The organism is Mycobacterium sp. TH-M116 (assembly GCF_057473685.1).
In genome coordinates this window covers 1-5,561 of sequence record NZ_JBYCLC010000112.1, presented here as the reverse complement: position 1 = coordinate 5,561, position 5,561 = coordinate 1, and the positions used below count along the sequence as shown (strand labels likewise).

7 protein-coding genes, 1 pseudogene and 1 other annotated feature are annotated in these 5,561 nt (G+C 64.4%); of the genes and pseudogenes, 3 read left to right on the top strand and 5 right to left on the bottom strand.

Annotated elements, in window-relative coordinates:
- From AC2VOK_RS05390 to AC2VOK_RS05380, 3 genes and pseudogenes are all read right to left on the bottom strand, one after another.
- On the bottom strand, window positions 1-570 hold a 570-nt coding region (locus tag AC2VOK_RS05390), incomplete at its 3' end, for a PPE family protein (RefSeq protein ID WP_428899561.1).
- A gap of 75 nt (window positions 571-645) precedes the next feature.
- Window positions 646-1,797 (bottom strand): PPE family protein, encoded by a 1,152-nt coding sequence (locus AC2VOK_RS05385; protein ID WP_428899560.1) that lies wholly within the window; start codon window positions 1,795-1,797, stop codon window positions 646-648.
- A 272-nt stretch (window positions 1,798-2,069) separates the two neighbouring features.
- Window positions 2,070-2,817 (bottom strand): annotated as a pseudogene (locus AC2VOK_RS05380) (IS3 family transposase); the annotation flags it as partial.
- Window positions 2,394-2,525 (bottom strand) — a sequence feature (AL1L pseudoknot). (Overlaps the previous pseudogene by 132 nt.)
- Before the next feature lie 456 nt (window positions 2,818-3,273).
- Between AC2VOK_RS05380 and AC2VOK_RS05375 the strand changes: the two are divergent.
- From AC2VOK_RS05375 to AC2VOK_RS05365, 3 genes are all read left to right on the top strand, one after another.
- The gene (locus AC2VOK_RS05375; RefSeq protein WP_428899559.1) at window positions 3,274-3,606 is read left to right on the top strand and encodes a PIN domain-containing protein; all 333 of its coding nucleotides are present in this window, start codon (window positions 3,274-3,276) and stop codon (window positions 3,604-3,606) included.
- Window positions 3,607-3,879: 273 nt separating this feature from the next.
- On the top strand, window positions 3,880-4,182 hold the full coding sequence (locus AC2VOK_RS05370) for an AbrB/MazE/SpoVT family DNA-binding domain-containing protein (protein ID WP_343709374.1): 303 nt from the start codon (window positions 3,880-3,882) through the stop codon (window positions 4,180-4,182).
- Complete coding sequence (locus tag AC2VOK_RS05365; RefSeq protein ID WP_428899558.1) at window positions 4,182-4,493, top strand: hypothetical protein; 312 nt, start codon at window positions 4,182-4,184, stop codon at window positions 4,491-4,493. The genes AC2VOK_RS05370 and AC2VOK_RS05365 overlap by 1 nt, the downstream gene beginning before the upstream one ends.
- A 222-nt stretch (window positions 4,494-4,715) precedes the next feature.
- Here AC2VOK_RS05365 and AC2VOK_RS05360 read toward each other — a convergent pair whose 3' ends face one another.
- Window positions 4,716-4,976, bottom strand: a complete 261-nt coding sequence (locus AC2VOK_RS05360; RefSeq protein WP_428899557.1) for a ribbon-helix-helix domain-containing protein — start codon at window positions 4,974-4,976, stop codon at window positions 4,716-4,718.
- Window position 4,977: 1 nt separating this feature from the next.
- A complete protein-coding gene (locus AC2VOK_RS05355; RefSeq protein ID WP_428899556.1) occupies window positions 4,978-5,259 on the bottom strand; it encodes a hypothetical protein in 282 nt (93 codons plus the stop codon).
- Window positions 5,260-5,561 lie beyond the last annotated feature (302 nt).

Below are 5,561 nucleotides of genomic sequence, written 5' to 3'. Positions count from 1 at the left end.
GGAGGTGGCAGCCGGAGCCACGCCGGCCGGGCTCGCCAGGCCCGCCGGGTTGGCGATCGGCGGTGGTGACGAAAACTGCACCGGCACAACGGCACTCGCTGAAGATACGGCATATCGATACATTGCTGCCGAGTTGTTCGCCCACATGGCCTGGTACTCGGCCTCAGTTTCGGCGATCGCGGGGAGATTGACCCCGAAAAAGTTGGTGGCCAGCAGAAGCGCCAGCCGCGTCCGGTTGGCGGTGACCACGCACGGGTGCACGACCGCGAAGTGCGTCAGCTCGAAAGCCGCGACGACCGCGTGCACAGAGGAGCCGACCTGCCGGCACTGCTGCGCGGTGACGGCAAGCCACTCCACGTAGGGTGCGGCCGCCCGCACCATCGCCGTCGCGGCCGGACCTTGCCAAGTCTCGCCCAGCGACGTCAACGCCGCGGTGTGGCCCCGCACCGACTCGTCCAGCTCAAGGCCCAGCTCGTGCCACGCCGCGGCGGCAGCAAGCAGCGACCCGGACCCGGGTCCCGCATGGATCAGCGCCGAGCTGACCTCAGGCGCCAGGATCCCAAAATCCATGACGAACTACCTGAGAGAAGCACGAATACGTTGCAGAACAGAACATCTCGCCGAATTGAGAGCCATCGCCTGCTCTCATCCCCCGCTCGGCGGACGATGTATCACCCGTTTGGGGAGCTCGACACCGTAGTCGAGGTCCTCGAACTTCTGCTGCTTACGCTTGCGCCAGCCGCTGCCTGCGGATACCGGCGGCGACATCATCATCGGAGGCAACGGCAGCGCGGAGAACCCGCCCTCCCCCACTCCGAGCGGCGAGGCTGCCGCCGCGAGGTGTACTGGCGACTGCGAGGCGGGCAACAACCCCACCACGGCGGGAGGAGCGGTCAGCTTGCCCACCGTCACCCCGACACCCATCGCCGCGGTGGGTGCCGATGCGGCCGATCCGAAAGCCTTGAGCGCGTTGCTGAATTGGACTTCCGATGCACCCAACGCGGCCTCGCCCTCGGCCAGGCCCTGGCCGATCTCGCCGCCCACCGACTGCACACTCTCGGCGGTTGCCGACTGCGCCCCGAAATCCAGCAGGTTGATCGGGAAGCCGGACGAGATGAACTGATTGCCCCAGGTGTTGGTCAACTGGAACCAGCCGTTGTTGACCAGGCCGCCAGAACTGTCGCCGAACAGCGACGACCACACCGAGGACAGCGTCGAGGCGGCGTTGCCGGTGCCGGCCGTCGACACGACGCCGGCCTGGGCGGCCGCGGCGGTCGGGCTCGCGATCGTCACGGGCGAGGAGAACGCCGGCAGCGCGGTCGCCCGGGCCGAGGCCGCCTGGTAGCGGCTCAGCGCCGCTGAATTGTTCGCCCACATCGCCTGGTACTGGTCCTCGGTCTGGGCGATCGCGGCCGTATTGCTGCCGAATCGGTTGGTGGCCAGCAACAGCGCCAGTTGCGTCCGATTGGCGCTGACCTGCACGGGGGGGACGACGGTGGAGTGGACGAGGCTGAACGCCGTCGCCGCAGCCTCCGCGGAGACGGCCATCTGCTGGGACTGCTGCGCAGTGGCGCGCAACCAGAGCAGGAAGGGGTGGACAGCCTGAGTCATCGCGGCCGAGGAAGCGCCGTCCCAGGACTCGATCAGCGAAGACAGCACCGCTGTATAGACGCCGGCGACGTTATCCAACTCGACGGCCAGCCGCTGCCACGCGGCGGAGGCTTCGGTCAGCGACACCGCTCCAGGCCCGGAGTAGATGAGCGCGGAGGTGACCTCCGGGGGCGCTAAGACATCCATGTCATATTTCGTTGACTGTGCTGGGAAAAATTGTGCAACATCGCTCCGAATTGCTGGGCAAACCGGTTGGACGAGGGCGCCGTCATCTGACATCACGGTAGCGCTCATCCGCCGGCGTCCGCGCACGACGGCCAGGATTTCCGCTGTCGGTAAAGAACCCGACACATTGGCGTCGTTGCCTGTTAAGGCGCGACCAGTGGCCCGAACGGCACAGTTGACTCATCCTGTGCTGGGCACTCAGTCACTCGGTCAAACAGCGCCTCGCGGCGCGCCAGATCGGTCACCCACAACTGGTTGGGGGCCTCGGCGGTGAAGTTGCGCGTGACCAGATCGGGATGCCGCCCGGCACCAGGGTCCGGTTTGGTGGTGCGCAGCCGTTTGCCGCGACGCACCCCTTCGACGCCGGCGGCCCGCATCAGTCGGGCGACCTGACCACGGCCCACGTCGTGACCGCCGCGACGAGCCGCTTTCCACAGCTTGTGCGCCCCGTAAACGCAATGGTTGTCCTTCCACAGCTCGACCAGGGCCGGGCCCAGGACGGCGTCGCGCTGGGCCCGCTGCGGCGGGCCGCGGGCCTTGGCTGCGTAGTAGGTGCTCGGGGCCACTTGCAGTCCTGCCGAAGACAGAACAGTGCAGATGGGCTCGACCCCGAACCCGTCGCGGTTGCCGTCGACGACGTCGACTACTGCTTGTGTTGGCGGTCGAGCTCCGCCCCGGAGAAACTCGCTGCTTGATTCAGAATCTCGTTGGCGCGCTTGGTGTCTCGGACTTCCTGCTCGAGATCCTTGATCCGCGCGGACTCCGCGGTCGAGACACCTGGAGCATATCCATCGTCGATGTCGGCTTGGCGCACCCAGGAGCGCACCGACTCGACCCCGTACCCGAGCTGGCGAGCGACCCGCTGCACCGTGCCGTGCCCGGTGCCCAACTCTGCACGCAACGCTCGGACCTTCCGCACCGCAGCACTTCCGGGCTATACCTACGGGCAGTCGGCTTCCCTGACGGAGGTTTCTTCGGCATGACTCCATCCTCGTTTCCGAGGTCAGGAGCCTCCAGCATTTCCAGGGCGATTCATGCTCTCTGCGTCGCTCCAACTGGCGTTCTGTTTCGGTCGGGGCTCACAGGCTATCGGCGGCCGCTGGCAGAACATCTTCGATGTTAAAGCGTTCTTTAGAGATTCGTTGACGGCGGAGACACAGGGCCTTGACCTTTGTTGCAATTCGGGAATTAACCCCCTGCCCAGTGGTCGCTCACCGGGCAGCGGATCGCAGATCTGATGAGGTGTCCGACGTCAGCACGCGACGGTAGGCTTGGCGTCGTGTCCAGTATCGGGCAGCCCGAAGAGCCAGTCGTGCGAACCTATACGCCCGATGAGGCAATCCGGCGCGCTCGGCCACTACCCCCCCGTGATCGCCTCGTCATCGAGGATGTGCCCGAGGAGGAGTGGGCCGCCTTTCAGGCTGCACTAGCGGACGCATGACCAACACTCAGCCATCGAGTGTTGTCGTGGACACGATGGTCATCAGCTGGCTGTTTGATGACCGCCCCAATCGGCCCGCTGAGCACTACCGCATGCTGATCAGCCCAAGGCCCGTCCTGCTCGCGTTCCACACCGTGATGGAACTCCGCTATGGAGTTTTGCGCGCCGGGTGGGGTCAACTGCGGCGCCGACGACTCGAGCGCCGCATCGCTGAACTGACCGTCGTCCAGCCTGATGATGAGATGATCACCACGTGCGCCGCCTTGCGTGAGCACTGCGCACAGATCGGCCATGCGCTCGCCGGCAAGCTCCATGACGGAGACCGATGAGATTCCCGGATAGTGCTGCCGCGGCGATCTCCCTGCCACAATCCGGCAGAGCAATCACACCTGCCTCACGCATCGCGAACAACACCCCATACCCTCGTCGACGCATTCACCAGCTGTTTTGCATCGGCCCCACGGCGCAACCGACATAGACAGCGCACCTTGGTGGCACGTTGGCAAACTACCTGCTGCAGGCATGCCGTCGATACTGCCAAGGACGCCGATATGCCGTAAAACCGGATTGCGTAATTGTTGCAATATCGGAATACTGCCATTGTGGCGTTTCATGGGTATGTCGGCGTGCAATCACGGGGTGTTGTCGCGCTGCCGGCGGAGGTCCGGCGTCGGCTACATCTGGACGAGCCGGGTGCGCAGGTGGAGATCACCGAGCGCGACGACGGCGTACTGGAGCTCCGGCCGTCGCTGCCCGTCCCCGCCGATCAGCGATGGTTTTGGACCGAGCGCTGGCAGCAGCGTGAACGTGAAGTTGATGGCCACATTGCGGCAGGGCGGGTGACGGTCCACCAAGACGGTGACGCCTTGCTGGAGCATCTGGATCGGTTGGACGCTGATCGGTAGTGAAGTTTGAAACGACACCGGCGTTCGAAGCCGACTACCGTCGGCTCAAACGTGAGCATCGCGATGCGTTCCGTCGAGTGCTGACAACCAAGTTCATCCCAGCGTGCGACGCGCTGGTGATCGATCCGTCGGCCGCCTGGCCCAGGTCGCTTCGGGTCAAGTCGGTTCAGGGCGCGCCCAACGTATTGGAAATGACCTGGTCGTTCGCAAGTCCCGACGGTCGTGCCACCTTCGAACTGGTTACAGTCGACGACGAAATCCGTTGCCGGTGGCGCAGGATCGGCGATCACTCCGTGTTCGACCCGCCCTGATGTCGTGCGGGAGGACAGTCGCACGGGAGTATAGAACAGCAAACATCAACAATGGATTCTGTTGGCTTAAAGCATGTTTCGACACAGAAATCCAACCTTTGTGACGAGTCGGGAATCTACCCCCATTGACCGCGGTACAACGGCAGTCGACACGTTCGGGTTTCAGGCGGACGGACGCCCGTTCGGAAACCAACGACGACGCCTTGACGGCGTAGCCGCCGATCACGTGGTCAGGTACTCCACGAGCGCGCGCCGGATGGTCTCGCCCCGGCTCACGCCTTCGAGTTCTGCTCGGGTGTCCACCAACGTCACCAGGTCGTCGGGCAGGCGCACCGAGTAGGTGCTCGCGGCTTCATCCCCTATCGACGGTCGGCCCCGGCGGCGCAGTTTCTCCTCAGGGATGCCTGCTTCGGCCTCGGTGACGAGCCGGTCCACTCCTGCGTTGTCCAGCGGCGGGTGGGCCTGCTTCTGTGTGTGGGTCATATCATCGCCTGCCTCGTGCTCGGAGGGCTTTCTCCAGTTCTTTCGGACGGGCCTTCATGCAGTGGATGACTCGCCCGCCGGGGGTGTCATGAAGGATGAGCAGCTCCAGCAGCGTCAGGTCGCGGGCGAAGCCGAAAATCCAGGTGCGCGGCGGGTCGCCATCCTCGATGTCATAGTCGATGTGCCGGTGTTCCAGTGCGTGAAGGATGTCGTCGCGCGTCCACTTTCGCTTGAGCGCGGTGGGGCCAATCTCACACAAATATCGTAACACGTAAATATGCATCAGGGATGTCGCACCCGGTGCCGGCACCCTTGCAGGGACGGCGCGTTCGGCCAGCAGATAGATTAGCGATGCGTCGGGATCCTCAGATTTCTCTGCCGTAATTCACCCAGCCCGACCAGCGAATTCCATTGTGCGACACAAGCATCTGACCTTGCTGACAAGTCGGTGATCTACCCCCCTCGCGGTCGAGCCGTGTCAGAGGCTCGCAGCGGTTTCTAATTTGCCGTGATCTTCGGTGTTGGAGTCGACCGTGTCGAGGGGCGCGCACCGTGTGTCAATGTTGACCGGTGACCGCTCAGGCG